A 21,760-nucleotide genomic window follows, 5' to 3' on the forward strand; every position below is an offset into this window, starting at 1 on the left:
CCATGCCGGGGTGTCAGGCATGGCCGCTCGGTAGCGCAGCGTGGAAGCGAGGGCGCTCAGGCGAACTTGCAGGCGTTTTCCTGCATGGTCGGGGCGATCGAATCCAGCGGTGCGTTCGGTCCCGGCACGGCCGCGCCCAGTTGCAGGAAGTCCCACTGGTCCTTGGCGCGGCCCTTGGGTTTGGGCGAGAGGGTGTACATCTCCTGCATCAGCTGGTGGTCCCAGTCGCGATAGACGCCCTTGCGGCCCTTGAGGATGTCGATCTGCGCACCCTTTTCGAAGTAGTCGATCAGTTTCATGGTGTCCAGCGACTTGGTCTCGGCGATCGCCTGGGCGACCGAGCGGAAGCCCACGTATTCGCCCCAGGCCTGGTTCTCGGGCGGCTTGCCGTACTTCTTGATGAAGGCCGCCACGAAGGCCTTGGAGGAAGGACTGTCGACATCGTGGTGCCAGGTGGTGGGCCAGGTGCCGGCGAAGTTGTCCGCGCCGGCACCCCAGGCCGCCACGGTATCGAAGCCGAAACCGGCGATGGGGAAGGGCAGGCCGAATTCGGAATACTGCTTGATGAAGTTGGTGATCTGGTTGCCGGCCAGGTTGGAGATCACCAGGTCCGGCTTGGCCTGGCGGATCTTGAGCAGGTAGGGGCTGAAGTCGGTGGCGTCGGTGGGCACCAGTTCATCGTTGGCAATCGTGCCGCCATTGGCGCCGACGAATACCTTGGCGGTGCGCAGCAGGTCATGGCCGAAGGCATAGTCGGCGGTCAGGGCATACAGCTTCTTGCCCTTGATCAGGCCGTTCTGCAGCAGTTGCTGGCCACAGGCCTTGACGTAGGTGGAGTTGGCCGCCTCGATGTGGAACATGAACTTGTTGCAGCTCTTGCCGCGCAGTTCGTCGGAGTTGCAACCGGTGTTCATGAAGAGCTTCTTGTTGCGCTGGGCGACCTGGGCGATGCCCAGCGCCGAGGCCGAGGAAATCTCGCCGATCAGCAGCACCGCGCCATCGCGCTCCAGCAGGCGCTGTGCCTTGGAGGAGGCGGTGGGCGGATTGACCGAGTCTTCCGAGAGCAGTGTGAGCTGGCGCCCCAGCAGGCCGCCGGCCTTGTTCTGTTCTTCCACGGCCAGGTTGATGCTCATGACCGCGTATTCGCCCATGGGACCGAGAAAGCCCGTGCGTGGCGTCAGGTGGCCGATGATGATCTTGTCGGACTGGGCGCGCACGATGGCCGGGAAGCCGAGCGTGGAGCTGCCCGCGATGGCGGCCACGCCGGCCTGCAGGATGCGGCGGCGGCGAGGAGAGGCGGGGCTGGCGTTGGTGCTGTTGCTTGCAGTGTTGCCGGACGTGCTCTGGTCTTGCTCCATGGTGCGATCCTCCTAAATATCCGGCGGGTGCCGGTGTCTCCTGGGAACTGCGTTCTTTGTGTCGGGCAGGGTGACCGGGGCGGTGGACTGGGATGGCGGCCGTCGGTCGTCTTCGCAGCAACATGCGCATGGGCCGGGTGGGCCAGCGCAGAGAACCGGAGATGGGCGAGGTGTGCAGCGGCGAGCGGGCAGGGCAGGCAAGCCTGTCCTCACGAGGGGATAGATGACGCAGGCGCTGTTGTCTGCGCTGTGCGTGCATCCGGTGCAACTGTCTCCTGGTGGCCGTCACCGCTGCGGGCCGGCCACAGCCGCAAGACTGTTGGCTGTGGGGTGGCACCGCGCTGATCCGATTTTTTGTTCTGCCGATGTCATTTATTTGACATGTGATCAAATGTATTCGATAGAATCGGTAGCGTCAACCGGTCGCGCAGGCAGCGAAACGGCTGACGGGAGGGCAGGATGGCCGCCGCCCTCCTGCAGGCAGCTGCCTGATGGCTGTTTGCGCCAGGCCCGGGCAGCATTCGTCAGCAATGAGGGGCGCGTCCTGAGGCAATGCCGGAGTGCTCCGCTATAATCCGCAAAAAATTTTCATCTATCGCCATGGACCCGACCCTGATCGCCGACCTCTCCACCGTGCGCAAGATCCAGCACGCCACGCTGTCCGAGCGGGTCTACCAGGACCTGTGCGAACTGATCCAGGCCGGCCAGGTGCGGCCCGGCCAGAAGCTCACGCTCAAGGGCCTGGCCGATGCGCTGGGGACCAGCCCCATGCCGGTGCGCGAGGCAGTGCGTCAACTGGCCGCGGAAGGGGCGCTGGAAATCCTGCCCAACCGCGCCATGCGCGTGCCGTTGATGACCAAGGGCAAGTTCAGCGAACTGCTCAAGATACGGCTGGCGCTGGAGGGCCTGGCGGTGGAACACGCGGCCAGCCACATCAGTCCGGAGGGGCTCGATGAAGTCGCCCGCCTGCACGAAACCCTGTCGGTGGAAATGCAGCGCAAGAAGCCCAACGTCGATGTGATCATCCGCCTGAACAAGGAACTGCATTTCGCCGCCTATCAGGGTTCGGGCATGCCGACCCTGGTGGACCTGATTGCCGGACTGTGGCTGCAGGTAGGCCCGGTGATCAACCTCGACCTGCGCGCCGGTTCGCGCCGCCTGGCCGAGGCGCCGGCCATAAAGCATCATGCGATCCTGCTGGAAGGCCTGCGCGAGGCCTCGCCGCAAAAGGCACGCAAGGGGCTGCAGGGTGACCTGTTGAGCGCGGCCGAGATGATCCTGGCCGGCGATGGCCTGCCGGACTGAAGCGCCGCGCAGGGGGCGTTGATCGGGAGGAAACCGGGGCGCATGCGGCGCTGCATCAAATTTGGCGGAGGTGGCCCGGGCTGTTGGTACAATGCCACTTTCCGCCACTTCCCTTGCAGGCTTTATGGATATTCTCTTGTTCCTGGTCGATTTCATCGTCCACATCGACCGTCACCTGGCCGAGCTGGCCGCTTCCTACGGACCCTGGTTGTTCCTGATCCTGTTCCTGATCATCTTCTGTGAAACCGGCCTGGTGGTCACCCCCATCCTGCCCGGCGATTCACTGCTGTTCGTCACCGGCGCGCTGGCCGCCACCGGTGCCTACGATATCCACCTGATGCTGCTGACCCTGATCGTGGCCGCCATCCTGGGGGACAGCACCAACTACCAGATCGGCAAGATGCTGGGCATCAAGGTGTTCGACAAGCCCAATTCACGCATCTTCAAGAAGGAGTACCTGGACAAGACCCACGCCTTCTTCGAAAAGCACGGTGGCAAGGCCATCATCATTGCCCGCTTCGCGCCCATCGTGCGTACCTTCGCCCCCTTCGTGGCCGGCGTGGGCGCGATGACCTATCCGCGCTTCTTCCTCTACAACGTCATCGGCGGCATCGCCTGGGTGGCCAGCTTCGGCTATGCCGGCTACTTCTTCGGCAACCTGCCCATCGTGAAGCAGAACCTGAGCCTGTTGATCGTGGTCATCGTGATCCTGTCCATCCTGCCGGGGATCATCGAATACATCCGCCACAAGCGTCGTCCGGGCTGATCTGCGGTACGCAGACCCAGCTTCGGCGTCTCACAAAAAATGCTGCCCGGTCGATATCCGACCGGGCAGCATTTTTCTTTCTATCCACAGGAAATTTCAGTCGGCGCTGCGCCCGTACTGCACATCCGGTCGCAGCGGTGTCTTGCTGGAGGCGGCGCGCACGTATTGCGGCGGCCAGGCGATGTCTTCACGCAATTGCTGTGCTGCGTGCATGGGCCAGTAGGGGTCGCGCAGCAGTTCGCGCGCCAGCAGCACCAGGTCGGCCTGGCCGGTGCGCAGCACGTGTTCGGCCTGGATGGCGTCGGTGATCATGCCCACGGTACCGGTGGCGATACCGGCCTCTGCCTTGACGCGGGCGGCAAAGCCGGTCTGGTAGCCGGGGCCGACCGGGATCGGTGCCGATGGCAGGTTGCCGCCACTGGACACGTCCACCAGGTCCACGCCCAGTTCGCGCAGGCGGGCCGCCAGGGCCACGGTGTCGTCCGGCGTCCAGCCGCCTTCGGCCCAGTCGGTGGCCGACAGGCGTACCAGCAGCGGCAGCTCGTCCGGCCAGACGGCACGGGTGGCGCGTACGGTTTCCAGCAGGAAGCGGATGCGGTTCTCGAAGGAGCCGCCATAGTGATCGCTGCGACGATTGCTCAGCGGGGACAGGAACTGGTGGCCCAGGTAGCCATGGGCGCCGTGCAGTTCGATCAGCTTGAAGCCGGCCGCATGGGCGCGTCGGGCTGCATCGGCGAAGGCCTGCACCAGGGCGGCAATGTCCTCGATGCCGAGTGCCTGCGGTTCGGTGTAGCTGGTGTCGAAGGCCAGCGCGGACGGTGCCCGCGGCAGCCAGCCGCCCTCGGCCACGGCAACACTGCCGGCCGGGCCGTCCCAGGGTCGCAGGGAGCTGGCCTTGCGGCCGGCGTGCGCCAGTTGCACGCCCGGCACCGCGCCTTGTTGTTCGATGAAGCGGGTGATGCGGCGCAGGGGGGCGATGTGCTCGTCCTTCCAGATACCGAGGTCGGCCGCGGTGATGCGGCCTTCAGCGACCACCGCCGTGGCTTCCATGATCACCAAGCCGGCGCCACCCACGGCGCGGCTGCCCAGGTGCACCAGGTGCCAGTCGTTGACGAAGCCATCCTCGGCCGAATACTGGCACATCGGCGAGACCGCGATGCGGTTGGGTAGGGTGATGCCGCGCAGGCTCAGCGGCGAAAACAATTGGCTACTCATGCGGAACTCCTGTCATGTCGATGGCGAACGAAATGCGCAGTCTAGGGGATTTCAGGATTTCGCGTCGGCCACCGCCTGGCTATTGCCCCGTCTCGAACTGCAGCGCCGCCAGGCTGGCGTAGAGACCGTCGCGGGCCACCAGTTCGGCATGGGTGCCGGTTTCGACGATACGGCCGTGCTCCAGCACGATGATGCGGTCGGCGCGCTGCACCGTGGCCAGGCGGTGCGCGATGACCAGGGTGGTGCGCCCCACCATGGCGGCTTCCAGCGCGCTTTGCACCAGACGTTCGGATTCGGCGTCGAGGGCGCTGGTGGCCTCGTCCAGCAACAGCAGCGGCGGGTTCTTCAACAGTGCGCGTGCGATGGCGATGCGCTGGCGCTGGCCACCGGACAGGCGCACGCCGCGTTCCCCCAGGAAGCACTGATAGCCCTGCGGCAGGCGTTCGATGAATTCGTGGGCGGCGGCCATCTGGGCGGCGGCGATCACTTCGGCATCGCTGGCGCCGGGCCGGCCGAAGCGGATGTTTTCCATGGCATTGGCCGAGAAGATCACGGTGTCCTGCGGCACGATGCCGATGGCGTTGCGCAGATCCTGCAGGGTCAGGTAGCGGATGTCCACGCCATCGAGGCGGATGCTGCCGTGCTGGGGATCGTAGAAGCGCAACAGTAGCTGGAACAGCGTGGTCTTGCCCGCGCCGGAAGGGCCGACCACGGCGACCGTTTCACCTGGCCGCACATCGAGCGAAAACCCCGTGAGCGAGGCATGCTCCGGGCGCGAAGGATAGTGGAAGTCGAGCTCGGCGATCTGCAGGGCTGCGCCGTTGGCGGTGCGCGGTGGCAGTTTTTCCGGCAGCAGCACCGACTGCACCGGTGAGTGTGCAGCCAGCAGGTCGAGCAGGCGCTCGGTGGCGCCGGCGGCGCGCTGGGTGTCGCCCATCACTTCCGAGAGTGCGCCCAGGGAGCCCGCCACCAGCGAGGCATAGAGGATGAACTGGCCGAGTTCGCCGCCGCTCATGCTGCCACGCATGACCGCATGCGCGCCCAGCCACAGCACGAAGACGATGGCGCCGAACACCAGCAGGATGGCCACCACCGTCAGCAGCGAGCGGGCGCGGATACGCTCCATGGCGGTTTCGAAGGCGCGCTCCACCGACTGTCCGAAGCGGCGCGCTTCGATTTCCTCATGGGTGAAGGCCTGTACCGTGGGCATGGCATTGAGGATTTCGCCGGCCATGGCCGAGGCGTCGGCCACGCGATCCTGGGAGGCGCGGGAAAGCTTGCGCACGCGGCGGCCGTAGAACACGATGGGCAGGACCACGGCGGCCAGCATGACGATGATGATCGAGGTCAGCCGGGCGCTGGTGATGAAGAGCATGCTCATGCCACCCAGGAACAGCAGGATGTTGCGCAGGGCCATCGAGATGCTGGTGCCGACCAGGGTCTGGATCAGGGTGGTGTCGGTGGTCAGGCGCGAGAGCACTTCACCGGTCTTGGTGGTCTCGAAGAACTCCGGGCTTTGCGTGACCACGTGGGCATAGACGGCGCTGCGCAGGTCGGCCGTAACGCGTTCACCCAGCCACGACACCATGTAGAAGCGCAGGGCGGTGGCCACGCCCAGCACGCAGGCCACGCCGAACAGGGCCAGGAAATAGAGATTGATGTGAGCGGCGCTGCCGGCCGCACCTGAGCCGGCCGCACCTGGGCCGGCCGCTCCGAAACCCAGATCGATCATCTGCTTGAAGGCGTAGGGCACCGCCAGGGTCGCCGCAGCGGCCACCAGCAAGGCCAGGCCGGCCAGCAGGAACTGCTTCTTGTAGGGAGCGAGAAAAGGCAGCAGGCCGCGCAGCGCCGCCAGCGCCGACTTGCGCGCCGTGGCGCTGGCATTGCTGGTGTCGGGGTCGGTGTCAGCGGACTGGGGCGGGTGTGCGGAATGGGTGAGCGAAGGCGGCGGCGTGGAAGACATGGACATGGATCAGGGGTTAGGGGCCAGCACGCTGGAAGGATAACGGTTGGGACCGTCGGCAACGATCCTGTTGCCATCGGGCTACGTCGGTGGGCGGGGCGAAAATCTCATTGCCGCGTTGAACCACCGCGCTGCGCCCTAGTCGGAACAGGCATCAGTATAAACAGTCCCGGGACAGCCCCGAGGATAGCCCCGGCAGCCCCGGACGACCTGATAAAGTGTATCGCAAAGTTGTCCGTCAGCCATTGCCTGACCGCCCCGGCCTGTTACAGTAACCAAGCCGGTAGCGCCCATCCGCAGAGAAGCAGCATCCACCCACCGTCATTGGCAAGGAGATACGCTTGGCCCAACCCGCACTGATCCCCACCTGCTGGGATAGCTCCGATTCTGATATTCGTGCCGACCACCGGCAGCCCCGTGCTGAAGCCAGTACCGGGCACTGTAGCGAGCCCGGCGCCGAACTGGTGGCCGGGCTCAGCGCCCGCGAAGCGTATATCTCGCCCAAGTATTTCTACGATGCCTTGGGCAGCAAGCTGTTCGAAGCCATCTGCGATCTCCCCGAGTATTATCCGACCCGTACCGAGGCGGCCATCTATGCCACCCATCAGGACGCCATGGCGGCGGCAGTCGGTACCGGCTGCACCCTGATCGATCTGGGCGCCGGCAACTGCGCCAAGGCGGCGTCGCTGTTCGGGGCGCTGCAGCCGCGGCAGTATGTGCCGGTGGATATTTCGACCGACTTCCTGCACCAGTCGGTGCAGGGTTTGCAGCGCCGTTTCCCGGATATTCCGATGCAGCCGCTGGCGATGGATTTTTCCTCGACGCTGACGCTGCCGCCGGAAGTGGATGCGCAACGACGGCTGTTCTTCTACCCTGGTTCGTCGCTGGGCAATTTCGATCCGCAGCAGGCGCTGGCCTTCCTGCGTCGCGTACGGGCGGCGCTGCCGAGCGGGGATGGAGGCCTCCTGATCGGGCTGGATCTGGTCAAGGACACGCATGTGCTGGAGGCCGCCTATGACGATGCTCTGGGCGTGACGGCGGCATTCAACCTGAACGTGCTCAAGCATGTCAACGAGCTCATCGGTGCCGATTTCAACGCACGCGACTGGCGCCATGTGGCCTTCTACAATGGCCGTTGCCAGCGCATCGAAATGCACCTGGAGGCCAGGCGCGACCTCATCGTGCGCTGGCCCGGTGCGCGCCGCACCTTCCATCAGGGCGAGCGCATCCATACCGAATACAGCCACAAGTTCAGCAAGCAGGACATCCTGGGCCTGCTGGAGCAGGCCGGTTTCGGTGGCTGCCGGATGTGGTTCGACGCACGCCGCTGGTTTGCGGTGTGTTACGCACAGGCGCGTTGAACGGCGCGTCGAGTTTATGCCCTCGATTTCAAGCTCATTTTTTGCAGGAGAGTGGATGCCGACAGTGCTCATCACCCCGGACCAGACCATGCGCCAGGTCGCGCCGGAATCCGAGGCGCCCGCCACGGCGGCCACCATCGATGCCGTGATCGACGCGGCGGTCCAGCAACTCAATCATCGTCCCCGCGAAAAGCTGGGCGATCGTTACCGGCGCGTGCGGCGGCAGTCCCAGCTGATCGCCGCACCCTTGTCGGCCGAGGATTGCTGCGTGCAGGCCATGCCCGATGCCAGCCCGATCAAGTGGCATCTGGCGCATACCACCTGGTTCTTCGAGACTTTCCTGCTGGAGCGCTTCCAGAGCGGGTTTGCGCCTTTCCATCCGCAGTTCCGCATGCTCTTCAATTCCTACTATGAAGGCGTGGGGGAAAAATTCCCGCGTCCGCAGCGTGGGTTGCTGACCCGTCCGGCGCTGGAGGATGTGATGGCCTATCGGGCCCACGTGGACGAACGCATGCTGTTGCTGATCGACGCGCTGGAGGCCGGTGGCAGCGACACTGAGGCCTGTATGCAGCAGGCGCAGCTGGAAGATTTCCTGACCCTGCTGGAACTGGGCATGCAGCATGAGCAGCAACACCAGGAGCTGATGCTGACCGACATCAAGGTCCTGCTGTCGATGAATCCGCTACAGCCGGCCTACCAGCCGCTGCCGGCCAGCATGCAGTTGAGCGACCCGGTGGCGCTGGAATTGCAATGGCATCGGATCGATGCCGGCGTGGTGGAGATCGGTCATGTCGGCAGCGGCTTCTGCTTCGATAACGAGACGCCGCGTCATCGCCAGTTCGTCGAGACCTACCAGTGCGCTTCGCGTTTGGTCGACAACGCCGAGTACCTGGCCTTTGTCGAGGCAGGCGGCTATGAGGACGCGAGCTTGTGGTTGTCCGAGGGATGGGAGTGGAAGAAGCAGCAGGGCCTGAGTCATCCGCTCTATTGGCGTCCCGCCGGAGACGGGCGATGGCGTGAGTTCACCGAGTATGGGCTGCAACCGCTGCAACCGCATCGTGCGGCCGTGCACCTGTCGTACTACGAAGCCGACGCCTATGCCCGCTGGGCCGGCGCGCGACTGCTCACGGAAGCCGAGTGGGAGCACGCGGCGGCCTGCCTGCAGGGCCAGGGGCGCGAGTTCTTCGGTGTGGCCTGGCAGTGGACCAGCAGCAGCTATGCCCCCTATCCCGGCTTTGCGGCGGCACCCGGCGCGGTAGGCGAGTACAACGGCAAGTTCATGGTCAACCAGTACGTGTTGCGCGGGTCGTCATCGGCCACGCCGCTCAATCATGCGCGGCTGACCTACCGCAATTTCTTCCCCGCCACGGCACGCTGGCAGGTCAGCGGCATCAGGCTGGCGCGCCAGGCCTGAGGCCGCTGGAGACGCGCTTAGAAGGTCTCCCACTCGTCCGATTTTTCTTCCTTGCGGCTGGCGGGCAAGGCCGGTCGGGTGGCTGAGGCGGCAGGTGCTGCTGCTGTGGCAGGGCGGGCCGGCAGGGCCTTGGCGGGGCTTGCAGCGGGTGCCACGGCCATCGGCGGCGTCTTGCGCATCGCAGTTGCCTGGACACTGCGCATTTCCGGCGCTGCGCCCTTCTCATCAAGACGGAACACGCTGACCAGGTCCAGCAGACGCTGGGCCTGATCCTGCAGCGCCTGCGAGGCGGCGGCCGCCTCTTCCACCAGGGCGGCATTCTGCTGGGTGGTGTTGTCCATCTGCATGATGGCCTGGTTGACCTGTTCGATGCCGTCGCTCTGTTCGCGTGTGGCGGCCGAGATTTCCCCGACGATGTGGCTGACCTGCTCGATGCTGTGGACCACCTCATCCATGGTGCTGCCAGCCTGCGCTACCAGTTCGGTCCCCGACGTGACCTGGCTGACCGAATCGTTGATCAGTTCCTTGATTTCCTTGGCGGCGGTGGCCGAGCGCTGGGCCAGTCCGCGCACTTCGGAGGCCACCACGGCGAAGCCACGGCCCTGCTCGCCGGCACGGGCCGCTTCCACGGCGGCATTGAGCGCCAGGATGTTGGTCTGGAAGGCGATGCCGTCGATGACGGAGATGATGTCGACGATCTTGCGCGAGGAATCGTTGATGGCGCCCATGGTCTGCACCACCTGCTTGACGGCCTGGCCGCCCTGGTTGGCCACTTGCGTGGCGTTGCTGGCGAGGTCGCTGGATTTGCGGGTGTGATCGGCGTTCTGCTTGACGCTGGAGGTCAGTTGTTCCAGCGAAGAGGCGGTTTCTTCCAGGGCGCTGGCCTGCTCCTCGGTGCGCGATGAGAGGTCCAGGTTGCCGGTGGCGATCTGGGTCGAGGCGGTGACCATGGAGTCGGTGCCGCGTCGCACTTCGAGCACGATGGCCTTGAGTTTCTGGTTCATCGCCGCCAGCGCTTGTAGCAGGCGGCCGGTTTCGTCGGTGGAGTGCGCGGCGATGACGGCGGTCAGGTCGCCGGCGGCGACGGTCTCGGCCACTTCGACGGCACGGTTGAGCGGTCGGGTGATGCTGCGCGAAATGGTCCAGGCGATGGAAGCGGCGAACAGCGCCGACACCAGGCCGGAGACCAGCATGATCAACCGTGTGGTGTTGTAGGCGGATTCGGCATCGATGACTGACTGGTCCATCATCTTCTGCTGGGTATCGGCCAGGTTGTCCAGTTCGCCGAAGTAGGCCTTCTGCAATGCGCCGACCTTGGTGATGAGCAGTTCGATGGCGGCGTCACGCTGGCCCTTGGCGTTCAGCGCTTCGACTTCCCTGCGCTGGGCTGCATATTCGTCACGCGCCTTCATGACATTGGCAAGCTGTGCGCGGGCCGCGGGGTTGATCAGCACCCCGTCGAGTTCCTTCAGGTGTGCCGTGACCTGCAACGAGAGATCGTTCACGACCTTCTGTTCCCGCGCTGCCTGCTCCGGACTGCTGGTCAGCAACTGGTTGCGCACGGCGATGGCGACGTCGTCGATCTTGCCGGAGATGGTGTTGATGAGGGCGATCTTCTTGTAGCGGTCGTTGACCACCAGATCGAGTGCCTTGTTGATGTCTCCCAGCCGTATCAGACCCAGGGTGACGATGGCGGCGATCACCAGGATCAGGATTGAAAAGGCGAAGGCCAAGCGTGTGGTAATGCTGAGGTTGCTGAAGCGCATTATTTTCCCCCCGAAAAATGTGATTGCGACTTGTTTGCTAATGCAAAAGAACTGGTGTGACGACTAGTGGAAGATAATAAGCCAGTTACGTGAAACGAGAACCTTCCCATCACGTAAATTCATGAGGGAATATCTGTCCTCGCGGCAACATTGGCTCGCTGGTCAGTCATGCTGCAAGTCCGTGCGGGGGGACGCGGTCTTGCAGCGGGTCGGTGCTGCTGACCTCAGGCAACGCGGGGCTGACTCAGGACAGCCGCGTAGCGTAGCACGAACAGCAGGAAGGCCAGCGTCCAGCAGAGGGCGGACAGGCTCAGCAGCCAGTTGCTGGAGAAGAACGTTGCCGCAATGCGACAGCCGGCCGCTGCACTGATGCTGGCATAGATGGCGACTGTGCTGCGGTCGGCGCGCAGGGCGCGACCGGTGTGACCCAGCGACACCCGCGTCATCACCCCCAGCACCATGCTGCCCATGGCACCGGCGGTGAGCGCATGGATGGCGCCGATTTCCAGCATCGGCAGGCCGAGCAGGCTCAGACCCAGCAGGGATACACCAGCGATCAGCCAGAGATAGCCCAGATGCAGCACGGCCAGCAAGGGTTCGGCCAGGGTGGCGTCGCCGCGCCAGCGAGCGAGGCGTGCCAGGTTCAGCGTCGCCGCCACCAGCAGCAGTCCACCGACGGCGCTAGCTCGCGGCAGGCAGGCCCAGGCCAGCAGGGTTGCATGCAGGCTGGCGGTGGCGGCAATGTCGAGCCAGCGATCGCTGTTCACTTGTACCGGGCTGCGACGTGCCGTCAGCCAGTTGCGCGTAAAGGCGGGAATGATACGCGCGCCGATCACCGACATCAGGATGCAGACCGCCACCAGTGCCAGGCGCCAGTCCAGGCCTGGGGGCAGGTCCACGCCGCCGGCACGCAGGTACATCAGCAGATCGGCCACGGCCAGTAGCGCCACCGGCATCGGCATGGGCAGGTTGCGACGGTTACGGGCGGCGATGATGTCGCGCCAGGCCACGGTGCACAGGGCCAGCGGAAACAGCAGTTCGGCCAGTGCTGCCAGCCACAGTGGCAGCAGCGCGGAAACGGTCCCCACCACCCGGCCCAGCAACCACAGGCCTGCCAGTATCGCGAGCACGCCGCCACGTAACGGAGCGCGGCCGGTCCAGTTGGGGATGGCAGTGAGCAGGAAGCCGGCAATGGCGGCCATGATCCAGCCGAACAGCATCTCGTGGATGTGCCAGTTCAGGGCGTCGAAATGGGTGGGCAGGACCAGATGACCGTGCAGGATGCCGATCCACAGCACCATGCACAGCGCCGCCCACAGGCTGCCGGCCAGGAAGAAGGGCCGGAATCCCAGTGAGAACAGCGCGGGCGGCGTGTCTGCGGGACCAGGCTTGGACGATGTGGAGGTCGATGAGCGGACGCTGATCTGGATCATGGAGTGTTCCAAGGGTGGAGGCCGACGGCGTGGATGTGCGTCGGCATGAGCGGAACATTCTAGGACGGCAGGTCAGACTTGCCTTTGCGATGAAACAAAGGCGGGATGCTTTGCCACGGCAATGTGCCGCATGCGGAGAGAACTCGCGGTGGGATGGAGAAAGAGATGCCTGAACAGGGAGGCCAGACGAAACAACGCCGACCTGTAGGTCGGCGCTGGAAGCGTTACGCTCGCGGAAACAGGCCGGGATCGCCGGCGCTGTTCCGTTTTCAGGCAGCCTTGGCTTGCGAGGAGCCGGCCTGGTTGGCGCTCTCGCTGATGGCGATCTGGCGGTTCACGGCAGACAGCACGGCCTTGAAGGAAGCGGTGACGATGTTGGCATCGATGCCAACGCCGAAGCCGGTCGGGGCTTCATTCAGGCGCAGCTCGATGTAGCTGGCTGCCTTGGCGTCGGCACCGGCGCCGATGGCGTGTTCATGGAAGTCCATCAGCTTGATGTCCAGGCCCAGGGCATGCACGAAGGCATCGATGGGACCGTTGCCGCTGCCACGTACGGTGACCGGCTGGCCATTGCGCACGATGTCGACTTCGATGTTGATCGACTCGGCCCGGGAAGTATCTTCCGACATGCGATGCGCACGATAGACATAGGGCTCGACGCGTTCCAGGTATTCACGCTGGAAGATGGCATGGATGTCGGCGGCGTTGATTTCCTTGCCGGTGGCATCGGCCTCGCGCTGGATGGCGCGCGAGAACTCGATCTGCAGGCGGCGCGGCAGGGCCAGGCCGTATTCCTGTTCCAGCAGGTAGGCCATGCCACCCTTGCCGGACTGGCTGTTGACGCGGATGACCGCGTCGTAGCTGCGACCCAGGTCGGCCGGGTCGATCGGCAGGTAGGGCACTTCCCAGATGGCGTCGGGTTGTTGCTTGGCGAAGCCCTTCTTGATCGCATCCTGGTGCGAGCCGGAGAAAGCGGTGAAGACCAGGTCGCCCACATACGGGTGACGCGGGTGCACCGGGATCTGGTTGCATTCTTCTACCACCTGGCGCACCACGTCGATGTCGGAGAAGTCCAGGCCCGGGTTGACGCCCTGCGTATACAGATTCAGTGCCAACGTGACCAGGTCGACGTTGCCGGTGCGCTCGCCGTTGCCGAACAGGCAGCCTTCGACGCGATCGGCGCCGGCCATCACGGCCAGCTCGGCCGAGGCCACGGCGGTGCCGCGATCATTGTGCGGGTGCACCGAGATGATGGTGCTGGCACGATCCTTCAGGTTGCGGCACATCCATTCGATCTGGTCGGCGTAGACGTTGGGCGTGGCGCACTCGACGGTGGAGGGCAGGTTCAGGATGATCTTGCGCTCGGGCGTGGCGCCCCAGGTTTCGCAGACGGCGTCGCAGATGTCCTTGGAGAAGTCCAGTTCGGTGGTGCTGAAGGATTCCGGCGAATACTCGAAGCGCCATTCGGTACCGGGACGCGCATCGGTCAGTTCCTTGACCAGCCTGGTGCCGGTGACGGCGATGTTCTTGATCTCGTCACGCGACATGTTGAAGACGATCTTGCGGAAGGCCGGTGCCACCGAGTTGTACAGGTGGACGATGGCCTTCTTGGCACCTTCCAGCGATTCCACGGTGCGGCGGATCAGTTCTTCACGCGACTGGGTCAGCACGATGATGGTGACGTCGTCGGGGATGCGGTTTTCTTCGATCAGCTTGCGCACGAAATCGAAATCGGTCTGCGAGGCCGAGGGGAAGCCCACTTCGATTTCCTTCAGGCCAGTCTTCAACAGCAGTTCGAAGAAGCGCAGCTTGCGCTCGGCGTTCATCGGTTCGATCAGGGCCTGGTTGCCATCGCGCAGGTCGGTGCTCATCCAGATCGGCGGGGTGTCGATCACCTTGCTGGGCCAGGTGCGATCCGGCAGGTCGATGGCGGGGAAGGGGCGGTATTTGGCGGCGGGGTTGTTCAACATCATGATGGACCTCTAAGTCTGAAGAATGCGTGGAATGCGGAAATGCTTCAATGCGTCAGATGTGGCGGATCGGGTTGCCTGGCTGCCACGGGCGCGTGGCCAGGCAACCCGTCATAGAGCCAGAGGCGGCATCTCCCGCCGCGCGCAGGTCGGCTGGCATGCTTGCCGGCGCGGAGTGTGGATGGTCCTGGTGTTCGAATGCATGATCGCTTCGCCTGATGCGGCTGTGACGTCGGCGCGGTACAGCTTGCGCGTCACTGCCTGGTTTTACTGCCGGTGTTGCTGGGTTTGATTGGTTTGCCGGATCGCGTGGAATCAGCGGGAGCGGCAGGAACTGCGGATTTTAGCGCGAGGCTAGTAGTAGCGACACCGGTAGCAACGCTAGCGGGGCGCTGGCGCTGTTGTGGCGTAGGAAGAAGATTGCTGCGGAAGTCATCCGAGCAATGTAGAAGATTGGCCGCAGGCTTGTCAAGCGCTATCTGTCTGGGATGAAGAAAAGCCGAGTAAAACACTGCCGGACTGCAATAAGTTTGTTGCTACAATCGTCTGGTAAATAACTTTTGGGTCATTTATTTTTCGCACGGAGGTCGCAAACCGTGGCGCGGATGGAACGCCGCTGCCTGATTGCGCTCCAACGCAAGCCCTGCAATGGCGCCACTATGTCCTTCAGTTGTCTTTGCAGAAACCATAACAACAGCACCCGCCCGCGGGATATTGCTCATCCATGCAGAAACGCCCGGACCTGATCGTTTGCGAAGAATGCGACGCCGTCTACCAGCGCACGCCGCTGGATGAGGGCGAGATCGCCCGTTGCCTGCGCTGCGGCGCCGAGCTTGAGCGCGATACCGGCAAGCGCCTGCAGCACCTGCTGCCGCTGACGCTGGGTGCGCTGATCCTGTTCGTGATCGCCAATGTCTTTCCCATCGTGACCATCGAGCTGCAGGGGTTGTCCAGCCAGACTACCCTGATCGGCGCGGTGCTTGCGCTCACCCGCGATGGCATGTCGGAGGTGGCGCTGCTGGTGCTGGCCACGACCCTGCTGTTTCCACTGATCCAGCTGGGGGTGCTGCTTTACCTGTTGCTGCCGGCGGCGCGTGCTACCCGGCCGCCCGGTTTCGTGCTGCTGCTGCGGTTGATGCAGGCGGCGCGGCCCTGGGGCATGATCGAGGTCTTCATGCTGGGCATCCTGGTGGCGCTGATCAAGCTGTCCAACATGGCCGAGGTGATTCCCGGCCCGGCGTTGTGGTCCTTCGGTGGCCTGACGGTTTTACTGACGGTGGTGGTGTCGTTCAATCCGCGCTATCTGTGGCATCTGTGGGAGCAGCAGCAGGCCGAGCAGTTCGGTGACCACGGAGCAGGTGCATGAGCCGCGTCGCCCATCAACCAGCCAGCGCCGCCCTGGAGGAAGATGAAGACCTGCAGGTGGCGGACGCCGCTTCGCAGGGCGTGATCGGCTGCCACCACTGCGGCACGGTGTGGCAAGGCGCTACCGAGCACGAGTCTTGCGGCGTGTGTCACGCGCCGCTGCACGTGCGCAAGATCGACAGTCTCACGCGTACCTGGGCGCTGCTGATCGCGGCCTGCATCATGTACATCCCGGCCAACCTGATGCCGGTGATGGTCACCAGCACCCTGCTGGATGAACAGCGCGACACCATCCTCTCCGGCGTCATCTATTTCTGGACCTCGGGTGAATGGGGGCTGGCGCTGGTGGTCTTCGTGGCCAGCTTCCTGGTGCCGCTGTTCAAGCTGGTGGCGCTGGGCATCCTGGTCATCTCGGCGCGCCGCCGCAGCCGCTGGCAGCGGCTGCAACGGGCCAAGCTGTATCGCCTGGTCGAAGCCATCGGACGCTGGTCCATGCTGGACGTATTCGTGGTCTCGGTGCTGACCGGGCTGGTCAAGATCCACGGTTTCGCCAACGTCCATGCCGGCATCGGCATTGCCGCCTTTGGTGCGGTGGTGGTGCTGACCATGCTGGCCTCGCTCTCCTTCGATCCGCGCCTGATCTGGGACGATGCCACCCCGATTTCAACTGTCAACAAGAAACAGGAACCCGCATGACCCCACCTGACACCCCCCAGGACAAACCGGCGCTGCTGCAACCCCGGCGCACGCGCCAGCGCAACTGGCTGCCCTCGCTGGTCTGGCTCATTCCCATCATCGCGGCCATCGTCGGGCTCACGCTGGTAGCCAAGATCCTGGTCGAACGTGGCCCGGTGGTCACGGTCAGCTTCCGTTCGGCCGAGGGCCTCGAGGCCGGCAAGACCAAGGTCAAGTACAAGGACGTGGAAATCGGCCAGGTGCAGACCCTGAAGCTGGCTGCTGACCGCTCGCACGTGCTGGTGGGCATCCAGCTCAATCAGGAAGCCTCCGGCTTCAATGCCGAAGACACGCGTTTCTGGGTGGTGCGCCCGCGCATCGCCGCCTCGGGCATCTCGGGCCTGGGTACCTTGCTCTCGGGCGCCTATATCGGTGCCGATGCCGGCGTCTCGGAAGAGACCAAGAAGGAATTCGTCGGGCTGGAGCAGCCGCCTATCGTTACGCGGGATGCCTCGGGCCGCCAGTTCGTCCTGCATACGGACGACCTGGGCTCGCTCGATATCGGTTCGCCCATCTTCTACCGGCGCATCAAGGTCGGCCAGGTGGTGGCCTATGACCTCGATTCCGATGGACGTGGCGTGACCCTGCGCATCTTCGTCAATGCTCCCTACGACAAGTTCGTCACCCAGGCGTCGCGCTTCTGGCATGCCAGCGGTTTCAACATGGAACTCAATGCCAGCGGCTTCAAGCTGCATACCCAGGCGCTGTCGACGGTAGTGCTGGGGGGAATTGCCTTCCGCGACCGGGATGAAGATCACGTCAGCGCGCCGGCCAAGGAGGGTTCCGAATATCCGCTGGTGGAAGACGAAAGCGCCGCCATGAAGGAGCCGGATGGCGTGCCGCAGACGGCGCTGCTGTATTTCGACCAGTCCCTGCGTGGCCTGCAGCCGGGTGCGACCGTCGACTTCCGTGGCGTGGTGCTGGGCGAGGTCAAGAGCATCGGGGTCGAGTACGACCGTGAGCGCCGCGAATTCCGCATGCCGGTGCTGGTGCAGATCTATCCGGATCGCCTCGGTCGTCGCTTCCACGAAGAGACCGGCGAGGAGCGTCGCTCCAATGCGCAACTGCTGCGCCTGCTGGTCAAGCGTGGCCTGCGCGCCCAGCTGCGCAACGGCAACCTCCTGACCGGCCAGCTGTACGTGGCGATCGACTTCTTCCCCAAGGCCAAGCCGGCGCAGATCGATCCGGACAAGGTGCCGCTGGAATTGCCGACCATCCCGGGCAGCCTGGACGCATTGCAGCAGCAGCTCTCGGATATCGCCGGCAAGCTTTCCAAGGTACCGTTCGACGAGATCGGTCGCGATCTGCAGACCACCTTGAAGACCTTGAACAAGACCTTGTCCACGGCCGAGCAGACCGCTGCGCGCATCAACAACGACATCGCGCCCGAGATGCAGGCGGCGATGAAGGATGCCCGCAAGACCCTCAATGCGGCCGAGCGCACCTTGTCCGACGATGCACCCCTGCAGCAGGACATCCGCCAGACCATGCAGGAACTGTCCAAGGCCGCAGCTTCGATCCGCGTATTGACCGATTACCTGCAACAGCATCCGGAATCGCTGATCCGGGGCAAACAGGAGCCATGATGCACAACAGGAACAGCTTCTCTCCCAAGACCCTGGCCGCCGTCGCCCTGGCGGCGTCATTGCTGGCCGCTTGCGGCAGTTCGCCGTCAACGACGTTCTACACCCTGGCCAGCTCGGCCGATACCGAGCCGGCGGCGCACACCGCCAGCCAGGGGTCACAGACATTTATTGAGGTGATGCCGGTGGCGGTACCCGACCGCCTGGCCCGTCCGCAACTGGTGGTGCGCAGCGATGCTACCCGACTGGAGGTGCTGGAGCAGGACCGCTGGTCCTCGCCCTTCAACAATGAGTTGCGCGATGCCCTGGCCGCCGGCGTGGCCGCGCGCCTGGGCGCCATCGACGTCTCGCGGGGCGGTCGCCCGGCTGACCAGGCCAGCTATCGGATCAATGTCGAGCTACGCGACTTCGATGCCGCCCGCGGTGGACGCGTCCAGGCCGCCTTCGGCTGGACCATCACCCGCTCCGACGACCGCCGCAGCAGCGCCTGTCGGCTGACGGTCGTGGAGCCGGTCAGCGGTGGCGCCAATGCCGACGTGGTCGCCGCCACCCAGAAGGCCGTCGCGCAGGCAGCGCAGGCGATTGCCGATGGCGTACGCGCTTTGCAGTCGGGGCAGGGTGGGCAGTGTTCGGGGTGAGATCGCCCGGATCAATCGAGCGCCCAAGAAAAAGCCGCTTCCTCGGAAGCGGCTTTTCAACATCTCAAGACCGGTCAGCGATCAGTAGCGATCAACGATCACCGTAGGAGCGACGCGGGCCGTCGGCGCGGAAGCCGCCACCGTTGTTGCCCTTGTAGCCGCCGCCAGCACCGCCTTCGCGACGCGGACCGCCGGCCGGCTTGGCGCCGCCGAAGCTGCGACCTTCGCGATTGCCACCGAAGCCGCCTTCACGATTGCCGCCGAAACCACCTTCGCGTTGGCCACCGCCTTCACGGTTGCCAGCGCCGAAGCGCGGGCCGCTGTTGCTGCGGCCATCGCCCGGACGCCAGCCACCCGGCTTGCGCGGGCTGCGCGGAGCAGCCGACTTCTTCGGTTCGAAACCTTCGACCACGTCGACCGGAATGGTCTGCTTGGTGAAGCGCTCGATACGCTTGACCTGCATGCCTTCGGCATGGTTCACCAGCGAGATGGCCACACCGTTGCGGCCGGCACGGCCGGTACGGCCAATGCGGTGCACGTAGTCTTCGGCGAACTTGGGCAGGTCGTAGTTGAAGACGTGGGTGATGGCCGGCACGTCGATGCCGCGGGCGGCCACGTCGGTGGCCACCAGCATGCGCACCTGACCGCGACGCAGGCTGTTCAGGGTGCGGTTGCGAGCGCCCTGGTGCATGTCGCCATGCAGTGCGGCGGCAGCGAAACCGGCGATGTTCAGGCGGTCGGCGATGGTGTCGGCGTCACGCTTGGTGGCGGTGAAGATCACGGCCTGGTCGATGCTGGTGTCACGCAGCAGGTGGTCCAGCAGGCGATTCTTGTGCGACAGGTCATCCACGAAGTGCACGCGCTGCATGATGTTTTCATGACGGGTCGACGAGCTGGCGATCTGGATGGTCAGCGGGTTGTTGGTGATGCGCTTGGCCATGTTGCCGACGACGCCGTCCAGCGTGGCCGAGAACAGCATGGTCTGGCGCGTGGCCGGGGTGGCGGCGACGATCTTTTCGATGTCGTCGATGAAGCCCATGTCCAGCATGCGGTCGGCTTCGTCCAGCACCAGGATCTGCAGTTGCGAGAAATCGATCTTGCCGGATTCCATGTGGTCGATCAGACGACCCGGGGTGGCGACCAGGATTTCAGGATTGCGCGACAGCAGTTGCATCTGCTTCGGGTAGGGCATGCCACCCAGGATCGACACCACGCGCACACGGCGCATGTAGGAGCCGTACTTGTCGGTGGCGGTGGTCACTTGCAGGGCCAGTTCGCGGGTGGGGGTCAGCACCAGCATCTTCGGCTGTGCCGGCTGGAAACGCGGACGCTCGCCACGAGCACGGGTGGCCTGGCGGTCCTGGTTAGGGGTACGGGCGGCTTGCGGCGCCTGCGGCAGGTCTGCCAGCTGGTGCAGCGAAGGCAGCATGAAAGCGGCGGTCTTGCCCGAACCGGTCTGCGAGGACACCAGCAGATCCTGGCCGCTGATGGCGGCGGGGATGGCTTTTTCCTGGACCGGGGTCGGGGTGGTGTAGCCTGCTTCGGTCAGGGCTTTGATGATCGAAGGGTTCAGGCCGAGTGCTTCAAAAGTCATAATCTCTTTCGTGAAAGTGAACGCCAAGCACGAGACGGGCGCACGCAAGCGCGCCGGGCATCGAGTGCCTGAACGAAAAAAAGCAACGCCAACCGACGAAATGACTATGAAAAATACAAAGAAATTTCGGCACAAAAGCTTTGCGCCGGGACGGCATCATCAAGGGATGCCAGGGGCGGGGGGCTTTTACGGGGAACTTGTCGTTATGACAGGTAAGGCTTGCGAAGCTGCTTGGGCGAATCTGGCTGGAAATCCTGGAGGCCAGGGTTCACGTCCGATTCGCCTGTACATCGGTTATTGCGATGCACAAGCGAATCATACAGTAAAACATCGAAATTAGCACCAAAGGATTTCGATAACTGTCTTTTATTTGCGGAGGTGGCTTGCTTATTCCGCCATTCCGCCAACTACGCGGGAAAAGCCGCCGTCCACGTAGGTGATTTCACCGGTAATGCCCGAGGCCAGGTCGGAGAGCAGGAAGGCCGAGGCATTGCCGACATCTTCGATGGTCACGTTGCGGCGCAGCGGGGCCGTGGCGGCGACGGCGCCCAGGATCTTGCCGAAGCCCTTGATGCCGCTGGCGGCCAGGGTCTTGATCGGGCCGGCCGAGACGCCGTTGACGCGCACGCCCTTGGGGCCGAGCGATTCGGCCAGGTAGCGCACCGACGCTTCCAGCGAGGCCTTGGCCAGGCCCATGGTGTTGTAGTTGGGGACCACGCGCTCCGAACCCAGGTAGGTCAGGGTCAGCAGGGCGGCGTTGGGCGAGAGCAGCGGCATGGCGGCCTTGGCCATGGCCGGGAAGCTGTACGCCGAAATGTCGTGGGCGATCTTGAAGCCTTCGCGCGAGAAGCCTTCCAGGAAGTCGCCGGCAATGGCGTCGGCCGGGGCGAAGCCGATGGCATGCACCAAACCGTCGAGCTGGCTCCAGGACTTGCCCAGGTCGGCGAACAAGGCATTGATCTGCTCATCGCTGCCGACGTCGCAATCGAAGATCAGCTTGCTGTCGAACTCTTCGGCGAACTTGGTGATGCGGTCCTTGAAGCGCTCACCGACGTAGGTGAAGGCCAGTTCGGCGCCTTCGCGCTTGCACGCCTGGGCGATGCCGTAGGCGATGGAACGGTTGGACAGCAAGCCGGTGATCAGAATTTTTTTGCCTTGCAGAAATGCCATGATGACTCCGTATGGTCCGCCGCGTCCTGCGTAGGGCCGCCTGGCAGGCGGGCGCGCGGGGCGGCCGATGGTGATGGCGACGGTCGCATCGTGCGGCCACCGCGCTGGAACAGACCCGGATTGT

General features: G+C 64.3%; 16 protein-coding genes. 8 read left to right on the forward strand and 8 right to left on the reverse strand.

Going from position 1 to position 21,760, the window contains the following annotated elements; translation table 11 throughout:
* Window positions 1-56 precede the first annotated feature (56 nt).
* Complete coding sequence (locus I5R65_RS17080) at window positions 57-1,358, reverse strand: ABC transporter substrate-binding protein (protein WP_180669032.1); 1,302 nt, start codon at window positions 1,356-1,358, stop codon at window positions 57-59.
* A 600-nt stretch (window positions 1,359-1,958) separates the two neighbouring features.
* Here I5R65_RS17080 and I5R65_RS17085 point away from each other — a divergent pair.
* On the forward strand, window positions 1,959-2,663 hold the full coding sequence (locus I5R65_RS17085) for a GntR family transcriptional regulator (protein WP_180669033.1): 705 nt from the start codon (window positions 1,959-1,961) through the stop codon (window positions 2,661-2,663).
* 124 nt (window positions 2,664-2,787) lie between these two features.
* A complete protein-coding gene (locus I5R65_RS17090) occupies window positions 2,788-3,429 on the forward strand; it encodes a DedA family protein (protein WP_039876006.1) in 642 nt (213 codons plus the stop codon).
* A 96-nt stretch (window positions 3,430-3,525) separates the two neighbouring features.
* Here I5R65_RS17090 and I5R65_RS17095 read toward each other — a convergent pair whose 3' ends face one another.
* A complete protein-coding gene (locus tag I5R65_RS17095) occupies window positions 3,526-4,644 on the reverse strand; it encodes an NADH:flavin oxidoreductase/NADH oxidase (RefSeq protein ID WP_180669034.1) in 1,119 nt (372 codons plus the stop codon).
* Between the two features lie 79 nt (window positions 4,645-4,723).
* Window positions 4,724-6,613, reverse strand: coding sequence for an ABC transporter transmembrane domain-containing protein (locus I5R65_RS17100; protein WP_180669035.1), 1,890 nt, complete (start codon window positions 6,611-6,613; stop codon window positions 4,724-4,726).
* 335 nt (window positions 6,614-6,948) lie between these two features.
* Between I5R65_RS17100 and egtD the strand changes: the two genes are divergently transcribed.
* Both egtD and egtB read left to right on the forward strand, forming a co-directional pair.
* Window positions 6,949-7,968, forward strand: a complete 1,020-nt coding sequence (gene egtD, locus I5R65_RS17105) for an L-histidine N(alpha)-methyltransferase (protein ID WP_180669036.1) — start codon at window positions 6,949-6,951, stop codon at window positions 7,966-7,968.
* Window positions 7,969-8,056: 88 nt separating this feature from the next.
* Window positions 8,057-9,382, forward strand: coding sequence for an ergothioneine biosynthesis protein EgtB (egtB, locus tag I5R65_RS17110; RefSeq protein WP_180669104.1), 1,326 nt, complete (start codon window positions 8,057-8,059; stop codon window positions 9,380-9,382).
* Window positions 9,383-9,399: 17 nt separating this feature from the next.
* Here the strand turns inward: egtB and I5R65_RS17115 are convergent, their stop codons facing one another.
* The 3 genes from I5R65_RS17115 to leuA form a co-directional block, all read right to left on the reverse strand.
* On the reverse strand, window positions 9,400-11,148 hold the full coding sequence (locus I5R65_RS17115) for a methyl-accepting chemotaxis protein (protein ID WP_180669037.1): 1,749 nt from the start codon (window positions 11,146-11,148) through the stop codon (window positions 9,400-9,402).
* Between the two features lie 224 nt (window positions 11,149-11,372).
* Window positions 11,373-12,581 carry an NnrS family protein gene (locus I5R65_RS17120; protein ID WP_180669038.1) on the reverse strand — a complete coding sequence of 403 codons (1,209 nt, stop codon included), beginning with the start codon at window positions 12,579-12,581 and terminating at the stop codon, window positions 11,373-11,375.
* Between the two features lie 269 nt (window positions 12,582-12,850).
* On the reverse strand, window positions 12,851-14,554 hold the full coding sequence (gene leuA, locus I5R65_RS17125; RefSeq protein ID WP_180669039.1) for a 2-isopropylmalate synthase: 1,704 nt from the start codon (window positions 14,552-14,554) through the stop codon (window positions 12,851-12,853).
* Window positions 14,555-15,275: 721 nt separating this feature from the next.
* Between leuA and I5R65_RS17130 the strand changes: the two genes are divergently transcribed.
* From I5R65_RS17130 to I5R65_RS17145, 4 genes are read left to right on the forward strand one after another with little or no spacing between them, the layout of a single operon-like run.
* The gene (locus tag I5R65_RS17130) at window positions 15,276-15,917 is read left to right on the forward strand and encodes a paraquat-inducible protein A (protein WP_180669040.1); all 642 of its coding nucleotides are present in this window, start codon (window positions 15,276-15,278) and stop codon (window positions 15,915-15,917) included.
* Window positions 15,914-16,612, forward strand: a complete 699-nt coding sequence (locus I5R65_RS17135) for a paraquat-inducible protein A (RefSeq protein ID WP_180669041.1) — start codon at window positions 15,914-15,916, stop codon at window positions 16,610-16,612. The genes I5R65_RS17130 and I5R65_RS17135 overlap by 4 nt, the downstream gene beginning before the upstream one ends.
* Window positions 16,609-18,237, forward strand: coding sequence for an intermembrane transport protein PqiB (locus I5R65_RS17140; RefSeq protein WP_180669042.1), 1,629 nt, complete (start codon window positions 16,609-16,611; stop codon window positions 18,235-18,237). The genes I5R65_RS17135 and I5R65_RS17140 overlap by 4 nt, the downstream gene beginning before the upstream one ends.
* Window positions 18,237-18,872: a membrane integrity-associated transporter subunit PqiC gene (locus tag I5R65_RS17145; protein ID WP_370460964.1), complete on the forward strand. Its 636-nt coding sequence runs from the start codon at window positions 18,237-18,239 to the stop codon at window positions 18,870-18,872. Before I5R65_RS17140 ends, I5R65_RS17145 begins: the two co-directional genes overlap by 1 nt.
* 91 nt (window positions 18,873-18,963) lie before the next feature.
* Here the strand turns inward: I5R65_RS17145 and I5R65_RS17150 are convergent, their stop codons facing one another.
* Window positions 18,964-20,466 carry a DEAD/DEAH box helicase gene (locus I5R65_RS17150; protein WP_180669044.1) on the reverse strand — a complete coding sequence of 501 codons (1,503 nt, stop codon included), beginning with the start codon at window positions 20,464-20,466 and terminating at the stop codon, window positions 18,964-18,966.
* A gap of 387 nt (window positions 20,467-20,853) precedes the next feature.
* The gene (gene fabI / locus I5R65_RS17155) at window positions 20,854-21,636 is read right to left on the reverse strand and encodes an enoyl-ACP reductase FabI (protein ID WP_180669045.1); all 783 of its coding nucleotides are present in this window, start codon (window positions 21,634-21,636) and stop codon (window positions 20,854-20,856) included.
* Between the last annotated feature and the right edge of the window lie 124 nt (window positions 21,637-21,760).

Source organism: Herbaspirillum sp. AP02 (genome assembly GCF_015767275.1).
Classification (GTDB): domain Bacteria; phylum Pseudomonadota; class Gammaproteobacteria; order Burkholderiales; family Burkholderiaceae_D; genus Herbaspirillum.